The organism is Actinophytocola xanthii, assembly GCF_001921205.1.
Taxonomy (GTDB): domain Bacteria; phylum Actinomycetota; class Actinomycetes; order Mycobacteriales; family Pseudonocardiaceae; genus Actinophytocola; species Actinophytocola xanthii.
Genome location: NZ_MSIE01000044.1, coordinates 76143 through 91270 on the forward strand (window position 1 = coordinate 76143; position 15128 = coordinate 91270).

Annotated in this window: 16 protein-coding genes and 1 tRNA gene; 14 read left to right on the forward strand and 3 right to left on the reverse strand. The window is 71.3% G+C overall.

Annotated elements, in window-relative coordinates; genetic code table 11:
* The first annotated feature begins 4 nt into the window (after window positions 1-4).
* Entirely contained in the window at window positions 5-634 is a 630-nt protein-coding gene (locus BU204_RS40200) for a DUF11 domain-containing protein (RefSeq protein ID WP_075127853.1), read from the forward strand.
* A gap of 945 nt (window positions 635-1579) precedes the next feature.
* Here BU204_RS40200 and BU204_RS23275 read toward each other — a convergent pair.
* Window positions 1580-1655 (reverse strand) — tRNA-Arg (locus BU204_RS23275).
* An 81-nt stretch (window positions 1656-1736) separates the two neighbouring features.
* Between BU204_RS23275 and BU204_RS23280 the strand changes: the two genes are divergently transcribed.
* The 7 genes from BU204_RS23280 to BU204_RS23310 all read left to right on the forward strand — a co-directional run bounded on the left by BU204_RS23280 (window position 1737) and on the right by BU204_RS23310 (window position 7368).
* Complete coding sequence (locus tag BU204_RS23280) at window positions 1737-2063, forward strand: ArsR/SmtB family transcription factor (RefSeq protein ID WP_075127854.1); 327 nt, start codon at window positions 1737-1739, stop codon at window positions 2061-2063.
* Window positions 2056-2775 carry a DUF4440 domain-containing protein gene (locus BU204_RS23285; protein ID WP_075127855.1) on the forward strand — a complete coding sequence of 240 codons (720 nt, stop codon included), beginning with the start codon at window positions 2056-2058 and terminating at the stop codon, window positions 2773-2775. The genes BU204_RS23280 and BU204_RS23285 overlap by 8 nt, the downstream gene beginning before the upstream one ends.
* On the forward strand, window positions 2775-3419 hold the full coding sequence (locus tag BU204_RS23290; RefSeq protein ID WP_075127856.1) for a VOC family protein: 645 nt from the start codon (window positions 2775-2777) through the stop codon (window positions 3417-3419). Before BU204_RS23285 ends, BU204_RS23290 begins: the two co-directional genes overlap by 1 nt.
* Before the next feature lie 49 nt (window positions 3420-3468).
* The gene (locus BU204_RS23295) at window positions 3469-4380 is read left to right on the forward strand and encodes an ABC transporter ATP-binding protein (RefSeq protein WP_075127857.1); all 912 of its coding nucleotides are present in this window, start codon (window positions 3469-3471) and stop codon (window positions 4378-4380) included.
* On the forward strand, window positions 4377-5585 hold the full coding sequence (locus BU204_RS23300; RefSeq protein WP_075127858.1) for an ABC transporter permease: 1209 nt from the start codon (window positions 4377-4379) through the stop codon (window positions 5583-5585). The genes BU204_RS23295 and BU204_RS23300 overlap by 4 nt, the downstream gene beginning before the upstream one ends.
* A 100-nt stretch (window positions 5586-5685) precedes the next feature.
* The gene (locus tag BU204_RS23305) at window positions 5686-6333 is read left to right on the forward strand and encodes a response regulator (RefSeq protein ID WP_075127859.1); all 648 of its coding nucleotides are present in this window, start codon (window positions 5686-5688) and stop codon (window positions 6331-6333) included.
* 33 nt (window positions 6334-6366) lie between these two features.
* A complete protein-coding gene (locus tag BU204_RS23310) occupies window positions 6367-7368 on the forward strand; it encodes a zinc-binding dehydrogenase (protein ID WP_075127860.1) in 1002 nt (333 codons plus the stop codon).
* Window positions 7369-7373: 5 nt separating this feature from the next.
* Here BU204_RS23310 and BU204_RS23315 read toward each other — a convergent pair whose 3' ends face one another.
* Window positions 7374-8021 (reverse strand): histidine phosphatase family protein, encoded by a 648-nt coding sequence (locus BU204_RS23315; protein ID WP_075127861.1) that lies wholly within the window; start codon window positions 8019-8021, stop codon window positions 7374-7376.
* A gap of 65 nt (window positions 8022-8086) precedes the next feature.
* Here BU204_RS23315 and BU204_RS23320 point away from each other — a divergent pair, with 65 nt between their 5' ends.
* From BU204_RS23320 to BU204_RS23330, 3 genes are read left to right on the forward strand one after another with little or no spacing between them, the layout of a single operon-like run.
* Entirely contained in the window at window positions 8087-8404 is a 318-nt protein-coding gene (locus tag BU204_RS23320) for an EthD family reductase (protein ID WP_075127862.1), read from the forward strand.
* Window positions 8401-9270, forward strand: a complete 870-nt coding sequence (locus BU204_RS23325; protein ID WP_075127863.1) for a 3-hydroxyacyl-CoA dehydrogenase family protein — start codon at window positions 8401-8403, stop codon at window positions 9268-9270. The genes BU204_RS23320 and BU204_RS23325 overlap by 4 nt, the downstream gene beginning before the upstream one ends.
* A complete protein-coding gene (locus BU204_RS23330) occupies window positions 9267-10445 on the forward strand; it encodes a GNAT family N-acetyltransferase (RefSeq protein WP_075127864.1) in 1179 nt (392 codons plus the stop codon). The genes BU204_RS23325 and BU204_RS23330 overlap by 4 nt, the downstream gene beginning before the upstream one ends.
* A gap of 6 nt (window positions 10446-10451) precedes the next feature.
* Here BU204_RS23330 and BU204_RS23335 read toward each other — a convergent pair whose 3' ends face one another.
* Window positions 10452-11246 carry an alpha/beta fold hydrolase gene (locus BU204_RS23335; RefSeq protein WP_075127865.1) on the reverse strand — a complete coding sequence of 265 codons (795 nt, stop codon included), beginning with the start codon at window positions 11244-11246 and terminating at the stop codon, window positions 10452-10454.
* Between the two features lie 97 nt (window positions 11247-11343).
* On the opposite strand from BU204_RS23335, the gene BU204_RS23340 reads away from it, so the two are divergent.
* The 3 genes from BU204_RS23340 to BU204_RS23350 all read left to right on the forward strand — a co-directional run bounded on the left by BU204_RS23340 (window position 11344) and on the right by BU204_RS23350 (window position 14996).
* A complete protein-coding gene (locus BU204_RS23340) occupies window positions 11344-12036 on the forward strand; it encodes a response regulator transcription factor (RefSeq protein WP_075127866.1) in 693 nt (230 codons plus the stop codon).
* The gene (locus BU204_RS23345; protein WP_075127867.1) at window positions 12033-13415 is read left to right on the forward strand and encodes a sensor histidine kinase; all 1383 of its coding nucleotides are present in this window, start codon (window positions 12033-12035) and stop codon (window positions 13413-13415) included. The genes BU204_RS23340 and BU204_RS23345 overlap by 4 nt, the downstream gene beginning before the upstream one ends.
* Before the next feature lie 63 nt (window positions 13416-13478).
* A complete protein-coding gene (locus tag BU204_RS23350) occupies window positions 13479-14996 on the forward strand; it encodes a S1C family serine protease (protein WP_075127868.1) in 1518 nt (505 codons plus the stop codon).
* Window positions 14997-15128: the final 132 nt, after the last annotated feature.

A 15128-nucleotide genomic window follows, 5' to 3' on the forward strand; every position in this document is an offset into this window, starting at 1 on the left:
AGACGTGAACCTCCGACATCGGCTGGGTACCCGAACCACCCTGCTGGCCGTGCTGACCGTGCTGCCCGCGGTGGCGCTGGTCAGCGGCGCCGCGTCGGCCGAGCTCCCGCCGCAGCTGAGCATCGCGGTCGACAACGAGCGAACCGAGGTCGAGCCGGGCGACACGCTCGACTACACCGTGACCGTCCGGAACCTCGGCGCCACCGAGGTGAAGGCCCTGCTCGTGACACAGACCGTGCCAACCGGACTGAGGTTCGAGTCCGCGGACCCCGCCGGCGCCACCGACGCCGACGGCATCACCTGGACGGTGGCGCTGAAGGCGAACGGAGAAGCCACGGTCCGGTCCCGGATGACCGTTGTGGCCACACCTCCCGAGCTGCTGCGCCTCGCGACCGTGGCGTGTGCGAGGCTGACCGGGAACGACCCACCCATCGTCTGCGCCGCCCACACCGCCCAACTTCCCGCCGCGGCCTCCCGGACCGCGAGCCAACCGGCCGCCGACAGCGGCCTCCCGGTGTGGCAGATCGCGGCAGGGGCCGCGGCGCTGGCCGTCGCGACCGCCGTCGCGGTGTTCCTGCTCGTCCGCCGCAGGCGGAAGCCGGGTTCCGGCACGGCGGGCCGGGAAACCGGCTGACCGCCGCTACCCCGGTACGGTCAGGAGATCCTCCGGCGTAGGTGTCGCTGCCGAGGCCACGGGCCGGTGCTCGGCGAAGGCAGGACGGTCGCTGGAAACGGATGCCGGCGGACGGTGTTACCGCCGTCGCGTGTAGTCGAGGAATCGGTTGGCCGTCACCCGGGTCTGCCTGTAATCACGTCCGACGGCGTCCTGTCCGCGCGGGCACAACGGCCAGCGCTGGTCCGTCGGCCTGTACTTCGCAGCCTTGCGGCCGGAGGAAGCTGTCGCACTGCACAAGCACAGTCTGGTATTGCCGGGAATCGGGGTGGGAGAACTGGTGATCGAGCGAGCCGAGCCACATGCGGGTCGGATATGGACCGACGAGGGTACGAACCGAGACGTGCGAGGGCTCAAGCATCGGGCTCGCGGGGAGAGCCGGCCGGTTCCCTGTCCTCCGGAGCTGACCGAGATGCTTCGGCAACACCTGGACGACTACGGCACGACTGCTGACGGCCGGATCTTCCGTGGGGAACGGACAGCGGGGGAGCTCCCGAAGATCACGATCAGACGAGCATGGGACCGGGCGAGGCGTGAGGTCTTCACACCGGAGGTGTACGCCACAGCTCTGGTGCGGACTCCCTACGACCTTCGCCACGCGGCGGTGTCGACCTGGCTCAACGGTGGCGTACCGCCGACGAGGTTGCCGAGTGGGCGGGGCACTCCGTCGAGGTTCTGCTGGGCACCTATGCCGCCTGTCTGGACGGCTCGGACGCCGCCGTGCGGCAACGGGTCCAGGAGGCGCTGGGGCACACTCGGCCCGGCCCTGCCCGGTAGCCAACTTTCGGCACGTATTCGGCACAGACGGCCGACGACCACCGAAAACACCCGGACGCCACCGGATATACAGCAAGGCCCTTGACCGCCTCAGCGCTGGTCAAGGGCCTTGTTCGTGCTGGTCAGGACTGGTGCCCCCGGCAGGATTCGAACCTGCGACACCCGCTTTAGGAGAGCGGTGCTCTATCCCCTGAGCTACGAGGGCTGCACCGCACAGGGTAGCGGGTCCCGACCCGATCCGACGCAGGGCTTGACTTGATTAACGCCAGCGTTAATAGTTACCCGCGTGCTCACGCAACTGGACCACGTGCTCGGCGCCCTTGCCGAGCCCGCCCGCCGCCAGGTCATCGACCTCCTCCGGGCCGGACCACGCCGCGCCGGCGAGCTAGCCGACGCTGTCGACATGACCGGCCCCGCCATGAGCCGGCATCTCCGCGTCCTGCGCACTACGGGCCTCGTCGAGGTCGTCTCGCTGGAAAGCGATGCCCGGGTCAGGGTGTACCGCCTCCGCCCGGAGCCCTTCGTCGCCTTGCGCGCCTGGTTGGACCAGGTGGACGCGTTCTGGCGTGACCAGCTCGACTCCTTCGCCGACCACGTGGCGAACGATGCGTGACGAAGCGGGCGCGATCGTCGAGGTGGGGATCAGGCCCGGCGACGCCTTCGAGGTCTTCACCCGGGACACCGACAAGTGGTGGCGCTCGGACCGCTCGATCACCGACCACGCCGGTCCGCTCCGGTTCGACGGGGACAGGGTGCTCGCGGGAGACGGGACCGAGGTCGGCCGCGTGCGGGTCTGGGAGGCCGGGCCTCGGCTGGTGTTCAGCTACGGGGGCGGCCAGGCCGAGGTCGAGGTGCGGTTCGAGGAGATCCCCACCGGCACGCGGGTCGTGCTGCGGCACTACGGGTGGGATGCCAGCGCACCTGGACCCTGGGCGTCCGTGCTCGCGGGCTTTGCCCGGCACTCGCTGGAGCGCGTCCTGTTGGCGCGCATCGGGGACTTCCTCGACGCTATCGGGAACGGGGACGCCGCCTTCTTCGAGCGGAACCTCACCGACGACGCCCTTCTCATCTTTCCCGGCGGCACGTACACCAAACAGCAGTGCGTCGCCGAGATGAGTGACCACCCGCCCTACGTCAAGTACGACATCGAGGAGTCCTGGATTGTCCATCTTGGAGAGTCGACCGCGGTGATCAGTCATCGGGCCCGGATTATGCATGCGGGCAATGCCGCCGAGCGGTCCATTGTGGTCACATCGGTGCTTGTGCGTGAGGATGACGGTTGGCTGATGGCGCTGAACCAGTGGACGGCGGGAGACGAGAACTGATGTTGGGATACTTCGTGATTCACGTCCCGGACGGCGGACGTGCCAGGGGCTTCTACGCCGACGTCTTCGGGTGGGCCTTCGATAGCGACGGGGACTACCACCACATCGTCGGCTCCTCGCCGGCCGGGGGAATCCGCGGCGGCTCCGACCGTGCGGAGATCGTGCCGTCGTTCGTCGCGGCGGGGGTGGAGGGGAGGCCGGGGGCAAAACAGTCCGAGTCGGGGTGGAGTGCTACCGCTGAGGACGGGCGCGGCGGGTCCGTCGAGCTGTGGCAGCCGGCCGAGGGGTACGCCGACGCCAACCCCCGATGCGGTCTCGGCGACGTCTTCTACTTCGTCCTGCCTGTCGCGGACGACGACGCTCGACGCTTCTACACCGACCTCCTCGGCTGGGAGTACACGACAGGAACTCACCCCGGTGGCTTCAACATCGTGAACATCTCCCCGACCGGTGGCGTCTTCGTCGGCTCCGCGGGTAGGCCGTCGGTCTACTTCCAGGTGGACGACGTGGACGCGGCCAGAGAGCGGGTTCGGCGCGCCGGCGGCACCGCGGGACCCACCCAGCCGAACTCGGCGGGCTGGCACGCCGACTGCCGGGACGACCAGGGCGTTGCATTCTCCGTTGGGTCCGTGCGGTCCCGCTGACCGGCGCGCTAGGGTGCCCCCCAGCACCTGTGTTGTGGGGAGGAAACTCATGGGCGACGCGCGGTTGGAGATCGACCGCGTCTCCAAGCGATACGGCGACGTGGTCGCACTGCGGGAGACGACGTTCGATGTCCGCGCCGGCGAGCTGTTCGGCTTCGTCGGCAGCAACGGGGCCGGTAAGACCACCACGATGCGCATCGCGCTCGGGGTGCTCGCGGCCGACTCCGGTGAGGTCCGCTGGGACGGCACACCGATCACCCTCGACACCCGGCGCCGGATCGGCTATATGCCGGAGGAGCGCGGGCTCTACCCCAAGATGAAGGTCGGCGAGCAGCTCGTCTACCTCGCCCGCCTCCACGGTCTGTCCGCTTCGGACGCTGAGCGTTCTATGTTGGACTGGACCGAACGCCTCGGCGTGGACGGTCGTCGCGGTGACGACGTGCAGAACCTCAGCCTGGGCAACCAGCAGCGCGTCCAGCTCGCCGCGGCGCTCGTGCACAACCCGGACATCCTCGTCCTCGACGAGCCGTTCTCCGGGCTCGACCCGATCGCGGTCGAGGTGATGAGCAAGGTCCTGCTCGAGAAGGCAGCCGAGGGCATCCCCGTCGTCTTCTCCAGCCACCAGCTCGAGCTCGTCGAGCGCCTCTGCGACCGTGTCGGCATCATCCGCGGCGGCGAGATGGTCGCCGTCGGCACCGTCGACGAGCTGCGTTCCGGCGGCGCCGTCGAGATGGTCGTCGACGCCCCGCGCGCCCAACCCGGGTGGACCGACGGCATCGCCGGGGTCACCGTCCGCTCCCACGACGGCTCGCGCACGATTCTCGAGCTCACCAACGGGGTCGACGACCAGGCCGTGCTCACCGCCGCGCTCGCGACCGGGCCCGTCCACGAGTTCAGCCGCCGCCGACCCTCGCTCACCGAGCTGTACCGCAACGTCGTCACCCAGGAGGACAAGGCATGACCACGCCGGGACACGACGTGCGACTGAGCTCCTGGGACGCCGTGCGGCTGGTGGCCGGCCGCGAGGTGCGGACCAAGCTGCGCTCCAAGGCCTTCCTGATCGCCACCGCGGCCACGCTCATCCTGCTGATCGGCTTCGCCCTCGTGATGAAGTTCATCGGCGGTGGCTCCGATGCCACAGTCGGCTTCGCGCCGGGCAACGACGCGTTGGCCCAGCCGCTGGAGGCCGTCGCGCGCTCGCTCGGTGAGACCATCGACACCCGCGAGGTCTCCGAGGACGAGGGTCGGGCCCAGGTGGCCGACGAGTCCCTCGACGCCCTCGTCGTCGGCAGCGCCGACAGCCTGCGCGTCGTGGTGAAGAAGGACATCGACGACTCCCTGCGCAACTCGCTCAACGTGCTCGCCAGCCAGCTCGCGCTCAACCAGGAGATCGCCGAGCTCGGCGGCGACCCCGCCCAGGTCTCGGCCGCGGTGGCCGACGCCACGGTCCAGGTCGAGCCGCTGGAGGAGCCGTTCCCCTACGACGGCCAGCAGCTCTTCCTCGGCATCGTCGCCGGGATCCTCATCTACATGTCCTTGCTGCTCAACGGTCAGCTCGTGGCGCAGGGCGTGGTGGAGGAGAAGGCCAGCCGGGTGGTGGAGCTGCTGCTGTCCACAATCCGGCCCTGGCAGCTGATGCTGGGCAAGGTGCTCGGGATCGGTCTCGTCGGTCTCATCCAGATGGTGGTGATCGGCGGCGTCGGCATCGCCGCCGCACTCGCCCTGGACGTGCTGACGATCTCCGTCTCCACCGCCGTCGGCACGGTCATCTGGCTCGTGGTCTGGTACCTGCTCGGCTTCCTGATGTACTCGCTGCTCTTCGCCGGTCTCGGCGCACTGGTCTCGCGACAGGAGGACGTCGGCGGCGTGGTCTCGCCCGCGCTGATGTTCGTCATCGTCGGTTATGTGATCGGCATCTCGGTGCTGCCCTCGGACCCGGACAACGCGATGGTGGAAGGCCTCTCGCTCCTCCCGGTGTTCGCACCGACGGTGATGCCCATGCGGCTCGCGATGGGCGGCGTGCCGACGTGGCAGGCGGCTCTCTCGGTCGGCCTGGTCGTGATCCTCATCCCGGCGCTGGTCTGGCTCGCCGGCCGGATCTACTCCAACGCCGTCATGCGCAGCGGGGCCAGGGTCAAGCTCAAGGACGCCCTGCGATCGGCATAACCCTCCTCACTCCGCGCGACCAGGTAGGCTCGCAGGGTGGCAGCGCTTACAGCAGCCACCCCGCAAGCCAACATGACCGCCCACTGTCGGGGAGGCGTTCGTGATCAAGGTGCTTCTCGCGGACGACGAGGATCTCGTCCGTTCGGGTTTACGCACGATCCTGTCCAGCGCTGGCGACATCGAGGTCGTCGCCGAATGCGATGACGGGCTGCATGTGGCCGACCTGGCCCGGCAGCACCGTCCCCATGTAGTACTGCTCGACATCCGGATGGGCGCGGCGGACGGCATCGTCGCGCTCCGCAAGCTGCGCGCCCTACCGGATCCGCCGGCGGTGTCGATGCTGACCACCTTCGACGTCGACGAGTACGTCCAGGAGGCGTTGCGCATCGGCGCGAGCGGCTTCCTGCTCAAGGACACCGAGCCCGCCGTGCTGATCAAGGCCGTGCGCGACCTCGCGCGGGGCGGTGCCGTGCTCGACCCCAAGGTCGCCGCCCGGGTGCTGTCCACCGTCGCCGACGGGGAACGCGCGGCCGAGCCGGCTCGCCGGCTGCTCGCCTCGCTCTCCGACCGGGAGCGTGAGGTCGTCGCGCTGATCGGCCAGGGCCTGTCCAACGCCGAGATCGGCGGCGCGCTCCACCTGTCCGAAGCCACTGTCAAGGGCTACGTCTCCGCGGTGCTCGGCAAGATCGGCGCGGTGAACCGGGTACAGGCCGCGCTGGTCGCCTACCGGGGCGGGCTGATCGCTTGACCTCCAGTTAGGTCCAGCTTCCAGTATTGGCGCATGCGAGCTGTCCAGGTTGTGCGTTTCGGTGGCCCCGAGGTCCTGGTTCCCGGCGATGTGCCGGAACCGGTGGCCGGCGACGGTCAGGTCCTGATCGACGTCGCGGTGGCCGACGTGTTGTTCCTCGACGCCCAGCTGCGTTCCGGCTGGGGCATCGAGTGGTTCAGGATCACCCCGCCCTACGTCGCGGGGAACGGCGTCGCCGGCACCGTCTCCGCCGTCGGGTCCTCAGTGGACCCCGAGCTGGTCGGCCGGCGGGTACTGGCGCGCGTCGGCACGCGGACCGGCGGGGTCCAGGTGCCCACCGGCGGCTACGCCGAGCGTGCGGTGGCCCCGGCGACCGAGCTGGTCGAGGTGCCGGACGGGCTCGACTTCCGTGACGCGATCGGCTTCCTGCACGACGGAACCACGGCTCTCGGCCTGCTCCACCACGCGGCCGTGGCACCGGGGGAGCGGGTACTGGTCACCGCCGCCGGCGGGAGCCTCGGCGCGCTGCTGGTCCCGTTGCTGAGCGCCGCCGGCGGCCGAGTCGTTGGCGCCGCTCGCGGGGAGCGCAAGCTCGCGCTGGTCCGCGAGTGGGGTGCCGACCACGTCGTGGACTACACCGACCCGGGCTGGGCCGACCAGGTCCGCGAGCTCGTCGGGGGCGTCGACGTCGTGTTCGACGGAGCCGGCGGGGGTCTGGGCGAGGCGGCGTTCGAACTGGTGGCTCCGGGGGGCCGGTTCCTCTCCTACGGCGCCGCCGCCGGCACCTTCCCGACGATCGACCCGGCGGTGGCCTCGGAGCGGGAGGTGCGCGTGCTCGGCATGCTCGACCTCAGCTACGACCCCGCGCAGACCGCCGAAGACCTGCGCGGCCTGCTGGCCGAGGCCGCGGCCGGCCGGGTGCGCTCGTTCGTCGGCCAGACGTTCCCCCTGGAACGCGCCACCGACGCGCACGCGGCGATCGAGGCTCGCGAGACCGTGGGCAAGACCGTGCTCGAGGTGAAGGAACGCGACTGACGGCGTTACGAGCTCTGCGTTGTGCCGTCGGGGGAGTCGCGCCACTGCTCGAACGGCCGGTCCAGCCGCCAGCGCCCGCCGTCGTAAGTGAGGACGCGGTGGGCGCAGTGCTCGGGGTTGGCCAGCGACTCGAACAGGTCGATGCTCCACGAGAACATCCGCCGGCACAGCAGCCGCATGGTCAACCCGTGCGACACGATCAGCACCGTGTCCGGGTGCCCGGCGTCCTTGGCGATGCGCAGCTCCAGCTCGTTGAGGAAGCTCGCCACCCGGTCGTCGACGTCGGCGCCCGACTCGCCGTGCTCGAGCCGGTAGAAGAACGGTCCGAACTCGTGGCGCTTGCGCTTCTGCTCCTCCTGCTCCACCGGGTCCTGCAGGTTGCCCCAGTCCTGCTCGCGCAGCCGCGGCTCGGGCACCGTCCGCTCGAGCCGGTCGCCGAGGTCGAGCAGCGCGAGCGTGCGCACCGCGCGCACGTAGGGGCTGACGTAGGCGGCGGCCGGCTCGTCGAGCAGCGCGCGCACGGCGGCACCCGCCTCGCGCGCCTGCACCTCACCCCGTGGGGTGAGCGGTAGGGCGTGGTCCGGTGTCCGCGTGTACGCCAACTCGTCGATGTTCCCCAGGCTCTCCGCGTGCCGCAGCAGGATGATCCGCACGAGCGCTATCGTGCCCGGTCGCCAGCTATTACAGTTCGACCGCCGACCGAGACGAGGAGCGTCACATGATCAAGTACATCGCCCTGTACCGGACGCCCGCCCAGCCCGAGGCGTTCGAGAAGGCGTACTTCGAGTCGCACAAGCCGCTCATCGACGCGGTTCCCGGGCTGGTCCGCCAGGAGATCGCCAAGGTCACCCGGACGTTCGTCCCGGGCTTCCTGGGCGAGAACGAGCCGTACCTGGTCGCCGAGCTGTACTTCGAGTCGAAGGAGGCCATGAAGGCCGCGTTCGCCTCGGCCGAGTGGCAGGCCTCCGGGGCGAACCTCACCGAGATCGGCGGGATGGAGCTGGTGGCGATGTTCTCCGCCGAGGTGGTCGAGTGACCGCACCGGCGGCGCCGCGCACGGCCGCCGTCGTCGGCGGCGGCACCATGGGGGCGGGCATCGCCCACGTGCTGCTCGCCGCCGGCAGCCTGGTCACGGTCGTCGAGGCCGGCGCCGAGCGCGTCGTCGCGGCCTGGGAGGCCGTTGCGACCTCGCTGCGCAAGGCCGAGGAACGCGGCAAGCTCCCCGCGGGTGCCGAGGACCTGCTCGCCCGGCTGTCGGTCGTGGACGGTCCGGCCGGGCTCCCGTCCGAGGCCTCGCTGGTGGTCGAGGCGGTCCCGGAGGACCTCGCACTCAAGCGACGCATTCTGGCCGACGTCGCGCAACGCTGCCCCGAGGCCGTCCTGGCCTCGAACACCTCCTCGCTGTCCATCACCGCGCTCGCCGAGCACCTCCCCGGCGAGCGCGTCGTGGGCATGCACTTCTTCAACCCGGTACCCGTGCAGGCGCTGGTCGAGCTGGTCACCCACGACGGCCTGCGAGCCGACACGCTCGCGGCGGTGCGGGGCTACGCCGAGGCCCTGGGCAAGACCGTCATCGAGGTTCGCGACTCACCGGGGTTCGCGACGTCCAGGCTCGGCGTCGCGGTCGGGCTGGAGGCCATCCGGATGCTGGCCGAGGGCGTCGCCTCCGCCGAGGACATCGACACCGGCATGCGGCTGGGCTACGGCTGGCCGATGGGCCCGCTGCGGCTGACCGACCTGGTGGGGTTGGACGTGCGCCTGTCGATCGCCGAGCACCTGGAGCGTGAGCTCGGGCCGCGGTTCGCCCCACCCGAGCTGCTGCGGAACAAGGTGGCGCGCGGCGAGCTCGGCCGCAAGACTGGCCGGGGTTTCTTCGACTGGTCCACAAAGGGGGCACTGTGATCGTTCGGCCGCATCGGCCCGCTGACGACGAGCAGCTGTACCAGCTCACCAGGCTGGCGTTCGGCGGTCCGCGGGAGCCGTCCGGTCCGGAGGCGTTCTGGTCCCATCGCACCGAGGGCTGGCGCGGCCTGGTCGCCGAGCACGACGGCCGCATCGTCGGCAGCCTCAAGGTGCGGGACTACCGGCAGTTCTTCGGCGGGGTCGCGGTGCCGATGGGCGGCGTCGCCTCGGTCGCCGTCGACCCACACGCCCGCGGTCAGGGCGTCGCCTCCGCCCTTCTCGACACCGCCCTGGCCGACATGCGTGAGCACGGTCAGGTGATCTCCGCGCTCTATCCGTCGGCCCCGGCGCTCTACCGCGGTCGCGGCTGGGAGCAGACCGGCGACTACCAGCGCGCGACGCTGCGCCCGGAGATGCTGGCCCTGCTGCCCAAGCCGGCCACCCGGCCGACGATGCGGCGTGCGGGCAAGGAGGACCTGCCCGCCCTGACCGACGTCTACCTGTCCGTCGCGTCCACAGTAGACGGCATGCTGGACAGGGCGACGGAGGCGTTCCAGCCCGAGGAGGCACTCGACCTCGACGTCCTGGACGTCGTACCCGGCCCGGACGGCTCCCTGCTCGGCTATTTGGCGGCCCAGCGCCCGGACGGCGACAAGCTGGTGTGCGAGGACCTCGTCGCCCGGGACGGGGAGACCGGCCTCGCCCTGCTGGCCAGCCTGGCGCGCTGGACGGGGATCGTGAACGAGGTCTCCCTGCGGATCGTCGACCCGGCCTGGTGGCAGCTGCTCGTCGCGCTTCCGGTGCTCTACGAGGTCGTCAACCACCCCTGGATGCTCCGCGTCGTCGACCTCCCCGCCGCCGTCACGGCCCGCGGCTGGCCGGCAGCGACCCACCTGACCTCGTTCGCCGTGGACATCGAGGTCGCCGACGAGCACGCCCCGTGGAACTCAGGCCGCCACCGGCTGGTCTGCGACGCCGGTCAGGTCGCCTGCGAGCCCGGGGGAAGCGGCGCGGTCCGCCTGCACGCCCGGGGACTCGGTCCGTGGTTCGCCGGCTCGGCCGACTCCGCGATGCTGCGGCGGGCGGGGCTGCTGACCGGCGACCCGGTCGACGCCCGGCTGCTGGACCTGCTCACGGGCGCACCGCACCCGTGCCGGATGGCCGACTCGTTCTGAGCGCCGTCAGGCCGAGCCCATCGCCCAGCCGAGGAACGCGCGCAGGTGCGCGTTGACCGCGTCCGCGTCGGTGAGGTTCAGGAAGTGCGCACCGCCGTCGATGATCACCGGTGGGACGGCGTTCGGGAGCGCCTCGGTTAGTTCGTACGCGTGGTCGACGGTGTAGACCGCGTCGGCTGTGCCGTGCATCACCAGGGCGGGGCAGCGAATTTGGTTCGCACTGTCGAGCATGCCGTCCCGCTTGGCCAGCGGTATGAGCACGGTGAGCACGTCGATGCCGGAGAGGTGCCGCCACCTCGCCTTCCACTCGGTCGCGTCGTGGCGGCCGAGGCAGGTCCTGGCGTTGAGGTCGAGCACCGCCGGCGTGGGGCCCTGGTCGCGCCAGGCATGGGCAGCCCGCCAGTGGGCGAGGCCCATCTCCGGCTCCTCGCGCGCACCCGAGGTGCCGAGCAGGGCGAGCGCGGCGACCCGGTCCGGCGCCTGCGACGCCATGTGCAAGGCGATGGCCCCGCCCGCACTCACCCCGACCACCGCACACCGGGCCACGCCGAGGGCGTCGAGCAGGCCGAGCGCGTCGCAGGCCAGGTCCCGGTAGGTGAACGCCCCGACGGCCGGGGTCGCGCCGTGGCCGCGCACGTCCATCGCGATCAGCCGGAACGCCCCGCCGAGCGCCGCCACCTGCGGGGCGAACATGTCCGCGTCCATCAGATAGCCGTGCAACAACAGGACCACCGGCCCGTCGCCGCCGTGATCGACATATCCCACCGGCTGGCCGCCGCCAACCTCCACCCTTGATCGCATGGCGCGGCAGCCTATCGAGGGGCCACGAAAGGGCACCCCGGCTCGCTCGGCGTGTGCTTCTCAGGCCCGTCTCAGCAGGACGGGCGACACTGACCCCATGCGCATCCTCGTTGTCGACGACGACCGAGCCGTTCGGGAGTCGCTGCGGCGCTCGCTGCAGTTCAACGGCTACCAGGTCGAGCTGGCCAGCGACGGCCAGCAGGCACTCGAGTCCATCACCTCGGAGCGGCCCGACGCCATGGTCCTCGACGTCATGATGCCCAGGGTGGACGGCCTCGAGGTGTGCCGCCGGCTCCGCGGCACCGGCGACGACCTGCCGATCCTCGTCCTCACGGCCCGGGACACCGTGTCCGACCGGGTGGCCGGGCTGGACGCCGGCGCCGACGACTACCTGCCCAAGCCGTTCGCCCTCGAGGAGCTGCTGGCCCGCCTGCGCGCACTGCTGCGCCGACGCAACTTCGACCCCACGGCCGGTCCGGCGCCGCGCACGCTCTCCTTCGCCGGGCTCGAGCTCGACCCCAGCACCCGCGAGGTGCGCCGCGGCGACCGCCCGATCAGCCTCACCCGAACCGAGTTCGCGCTGCTGGAGCTGCTGCTCGCGCACCCGAAGCAGGTCCTCACCCGCAGCCGCATCCTCGAGGAGGTCTGGGGCTACGACTTCCCGACCTCCGGCAACGCCCTCGAGGTCTACATCGGATACCTCCGTCGCAAGACCGAGGCCGAGGGGGAGCCGCGGCTGATCCACACCGTCCGGGGCATCGGCTACGTGCTGCGGGAGACGCCTCCGTGACCTCGCCCACCATCATCAACCGCGAGCGGGTGTCGCTGCGGGCCAGGGTCACCTGGCTCGTGGCGAGCTGTGTGGCCGGCGCCGTGGCGCTGGTCTCGCTCGGGGCCTACCTGACGGTGCGCGAGAACCTCTACAACCAGGTCGACGCCTCGCTGGCCAGGAAGGCGTCGAACACGCTGGAGTCCCCGGTGTTCGACTCGGCCGGAACTCGCGTCCCCGCGGCGTTCTTCGCGCTGACCGACGTCGAGTTCGCGCTGATCAACTCGAACGGCCAGCCGACCCTGCCGGTTCCCGAGCTGCCCCCGATCGGTCGGAACGAGGTGGCCGTGGCCAGGGGCGAGCAGCGAAGCCACCTGCGTACCGACCAGAAAGCCGACGCCAGGGTGCTGGCCGTGGCCTACGACAACGGTGAGGCGCTGGTGCTCGCCCAGTCGCTGCGCCCGACCAAGGAGCAGCTCACCGACCTGTCGCTGGTGCTGTTCCTGATCGGCGGCGGCGGCGTCGCGCTGGCCGCGCTGGCCGGGACCGCCGTCGCCCGGACCGGGCTGCGGCCGGTGCAGCGGCTGACCCGCGCCACCGAGCGCGTCGCACAGACCGGGGACCTGCGCCCCATCCAGGTCGAGGGGGACGACGAGCTGGCTCGGTTGTCGCACAGCTTCAACGTCATGCTCGCGGCGGTGGCCGACGCGCAGGACCGGCAGCGGCAGCTCGTCGCCGATGCCGGACACGAGCTGCGCACGCCGCTGACCTCCTTGCGCACCAACCTCGAGCTGCTGCTGGCCGCCGAGAAGCCGAACACCCCTACGCTGTCCGAACAGGACAGAGCGGAGATCCAGGCCGACCTGCACGCCCAGCTCGACGAGCTGACCCAGCTGATCGGCGACCTGGTGGAGCTCGCCCGCGAGGACGGCGCGACCACCACCCGGGAACGGGTGGACATGGTCGAGGTGGTCGAGCAGGCGCTCGAACGAGCCAGGCGTCGCGCCGGCGACGTCCGTTTCGAGGTCGACCTGCAACCCTGGTTCCTGCTCGGCGACCCGGCGGCACTGGAACGCGCGGTGCTCAACCTGGTGGACAACGCGGTGAAGTTCAGCCCGCCCGACGGCACGGTCCGCGTCGACCTGCGCCACGCGGGGCAGGGTTACGCCTTCCTCCAGGTCGCCGACGCCGGGCCGGGCATCAAGGACACGGACCTGCCCCACGTGTTCGACCGGTTCTACCGGTCCGACGAGGCGCGGACGCTGCCCGGGTCGGGGCTGGGCCTCGCGATCGTGAAGAGCGCGGTGGAACGGCACGGGGGAGCGGTATACGCGGGCCGCTCCGCCGACGGCGGCGCCCTGATGGCAATTCGCCTACCGGGTGTCCCGTCGACGAGCTGAACTCATCGACTCCCCATAGGTTTGTCTCAGGCCGTTCTCAGGACCAGCACGCAAGGTGATGACATGACCGAGGACAACCGGGAACCGAAGCCCGAGGAGCCGGCGCGTCCGGAGCCCGCCGCGAGTCCGGCTCCGGGAGAGGGCCAGCTCGCCACGCCGCCGTCCGCCCCGTCCGGTGACAGCCGGCCGGCCGCGGAACCCCCGCCGTCGCCGGCGGGCCCGCCGGCCTCGGAACCATCGCCGTCGCAGGCAGCCCCGCCGGCCGCCGCGACTCCCGGAACCACGACGCCCTACAGCCCGCCGGCCGGGGCCTCGCCCTACCAGGCCGCCGGTGACCAAACCCCGCGGCGCGGCTTCGGTGTGCCGGGGGAGCGCGTGCTCTACGGCACGGCCGCCCCCCAAGCCGGCCTCGGGGGACCGCCGCCACCCGGTGGGTACCGCTACGGCGCTCCGCCGATGGGTGTTCCGGGTCAGCCGCGCCCGACCGGCGTGGCCGAGAAGCCCCGTGGTCGCGCGGGTCTCGTTGCCGGGCTGGCCGTACTCGCGCTCCTCGTCGGCGGTGGTGCCGGCGCGGTCGGCGGCTACGTCGTGGCCGACAACGAGTCGAACGGGGCGGCCACCAGTGCTCTCGACCAGCCGAGGCCGGCCGAGCAGACGGGCAACGCCCCCGCCGGGTCGGTGGAGGCCGTGGCCGAGAAGGTGCTGCCGAGCGTGGTGCAGTTGCAGGTGCGGGGACGGTCCTCGGCAGGGGAGGGTTCCGGCTTCGTGATCAGCTCGGACGGGCTTATCGTCACCAACAACCACGTCGTCGAGGCCGCCGCGGAGAACGGCCAGATCGTCGCGGTGTTCCACGACGGCAGCACCGCCTCGGCCGAGATCGTCGGGCGGGACCCGACGTCGGACGTCGCGGTGGTGCGGGCCGAGAAGTCCGGCCTGCCGGTCTCCGAGCTCGGCCGGTCCGACGACCTGCGCGTCGGGCAGGGCGTGGTGGCCTTCGGATCGCCGTTCGAGCTGTCCGGCACGGTCACCTCCGGCATCGTCAGCGCGTTGCAACGCCCGACGAGGGCCGGCGGCGAGGACGGCTCGCAGGCCACCGTGATGGACGCGATCCAGACCGACGCCGCGATCAACCCCGGCAACTCCGGCGGTCCGCTGGTGAACATGCAGGGCCAGGTGATCGGGATCAACTCGGCCATCTACAGCCCGACCGGCGGCGGTCAGGCACAGGGCGGCTCGGTCGGCATCGGGTTCGCCATCCCGATCGACCAGGCGCGGCGCACCGCGGACGAGATCGTCAAGACCGGCAAGGCGACCCAGACGATCCTCGGCGTGACGGTGCGGGACAACGACGCGGGTGGTGCGCTGATCGTCGACGTCACCGCGAACGGCCCCGGCGCCAACGCCGGCCTGGCCGACGGCGACGTCGTGACCAAGCTCGACGAGCGGCGGATCGACACCTCCGACGCGCTGGTCGCCGCGGTCCGCTCGCACAAGCCGGGTGACAAGGTTCGGCTCGAGTTGGACAACGGTTCGCGCACGGTTGAAGCGACACTTGCCGGACAGCCCGTCGAAACTGAATGATTGGCGTGGGTGCGAACCCACCGCGGACGCTCGGCCCCAGGACGGGGCCGAGACCAACCCCGGCTCGATGCCCCCGGGCCGGAAGAGCTCCTCGAGGGCTCTGCGGCGGCGCCGCACGCGGACGGTAAACCC

Coding starts and splice junctions, on each gene's coding strand:
- BU204_RS23300 (WP_075127858.1), top strand. CDS start 4,377: ATGACCACGCCGGGACACGACGTGCGACTGAGCTCCTGGGACGCCGTG.
- BU204_RS23335 (WP_075127865.1), bottom strand. CDS start 11,246: ATGCGATCAAGGGTGGAGGTTGGCGGCGGCCAGCCGGTGGGATATGTC.
- BU204_RS23285 (WP_075127855.1), top strand. CDS start 2,056: ATGCGTGACGAAGCGGGCGCGATCGTCGAGGTGGGGATCAGGCCCGGC.
- BU204_RS23290 (WP_075127856.1), top strand. CDS start 2,775: ATGTTGGGATACTTCGTGATTCACGTCCCGGACGGCGGACGTGCCAGG.
- BU204_RS23320 (WP_075127862.1), top strand. CDS start 8,087: ATGATCAAGTACATCGCCCTGTACCGGACGCCCGCCCAGCCCGAGGCG.
- BU204_RS23310 (WP_075127860.1), top strand. CDS start 6,367: ATGCGAGCTGTCCAGGTTGTGCGTTTCGGTGGCCCCGAGGTCCTGGTT.
- BU204_RS23295 (WP_075127857.1), top strand. CDS start 3,469: ATGGGCGACGCGCGGTTGGAGATCGACCGCGTCTCCAAGCGATACGGC.
- BU204_RS23350 (WP_075127868.1), top strand. CDS start 13,479: ATGACCGAGGACAACCGGGAACCGAAGCCCGAGGAGCCGGCGCGTCCG.
- BU204_RS23340 (WP_075127866.1), top strand. CDS start 11,344: ATGCGCATCCTCGTTGTCGACGACGACCGAGCCGTTCGGGAGTCGCTG.